1 pseudogene is annotated in these 1,404 nt (G+C 49.1%); it reads left to right on the forward strand.

The window, feature by feature from the left end:
• Positions 1-404: 404 nt before the first annotated feature.
• A pseudogene (locus DF196_RS13085) lies at positions 405-1,328 on the forward strand (GTP-binding protein); the annotation flags it as partial.
• Positions 1,329-1,404: the final 76 nt, after the last annotated feature.

Here is a 1,404-nt window from a genome sequence, read left to right on the forward strand (position 1 = left end):
AGGACCGATACCGTTCGCGCTCATTCCCGATGAGGCACCACCACACCCTACGCGCTCAAAAAACGTGAGGCACGTCGGATACTTGTTTTCCTAAAACTGATGTGATATAATAATTCAATTCCAGAAAAGGAGTAAAAAATATGCGGCAAGGTATTCTTAAATAAAACTATAATCAAATAGTGGGAACAAAGGATTATGATAGTCCCTTTTGTAGGAGCTTAGTTTTTTGTACCCAATTTAAGAATACTTTTGCCTTATCAATTTTGACATATCCCCAAAAACAGCACTCACAAACAGGTGTATGCTGTATATGTGTATGTCCGCAAATTATCATCCCCAGTGGTAAAAGTATTTTACTGCTGGGGATTTTATGCCCTTCGGGGCAGTAAAGGGAGGACAATCACATGAAAATAATCAATATTGGAATTCTTGCCCATGTAGACGCTGGAAAGACGACCTTGACGGAGAGCCTGCTATATGCCAGCGGAGCCATTTCAGAACCGGGGAGCGTCGAAAAAGGGACAACGAGGACGGACACCATGTTTTTGGAGCGGCAGCGTGGGATTACCATTCAAGCGGCAGTCACTTCCTTCCAGTGGCACAGATGTAAAGTCAACATTGTGGATACGCCCGGCCACATGGATTTTTTGGCGGAGGTGTACCGCTCTTTGGCTGTTTTAGATGGGGCCATCTTGGTGATCTCCGCTAAAGATGGCGTGCAGGCCCAGACCCGTATTCTGTTCCATGCCCTGCGGAAAATGAACATTCCCACCGTTATCTTTATCAACAAGATCGACCAGGCTGGCGTTGATTTGCAGAGCGTGGTTCAGTCTGTTCGGGATAAGCTCTCCGCCGATATTATCATCAAGCAGACGGTGTCGCTGTCCCCGGAAATAGTCCTGGAGGAAAATACCGACATAGAAGCATGGGATGCGGTCATCGAAAATAACGATAAATTATTGGAAAAGTATATCGCAGGAGAACCAATCAGCCGGGAAAAACTTGTGCGGGAGGAACAGCGGCGGGTTCAAGACGCCTCCCTGTTCCCGGTCTATTATGGCAGCGCCAAAAAGGGCCTTGGCATTCAACCGTTGATGGATGCGGTGACAGGGCTGTTCCAACCGATTGGGGAACAGGGGAGCGCCGCCCTATGCGGCAGCGTTTTCAAGGTGGAGTATACAGATTGCGGCCAGCGGCGTGTCTATCTACGGCTATACAGCGGAACGCTGCGCCTGCGGGATACGGTGGCCCTGGCCGGGAGAGAAAAGCTGAAAATCACAGAGATGCGTATTCCATCCAAAGGGGAAATTGTTCGGACAGACACCGCTGTCTAGTTTCAGCGGATAGTTGACGTATGTCTCGGGGCATGGTTGACGTCATGTCTTGGGGCATGCCTGACGGGTG

The organism is Bifidobacterium callitrichidarum, from assembly GCF_003129905.1.
In the GTDB taxonomy this organism is placed as follows: Bacteria; Actinomycetota; Actinomycetes; order Actinomycetales; family Bifidobacteriaceae; genus Bifidobacterium; species Bifidobacterium callitrichidarum.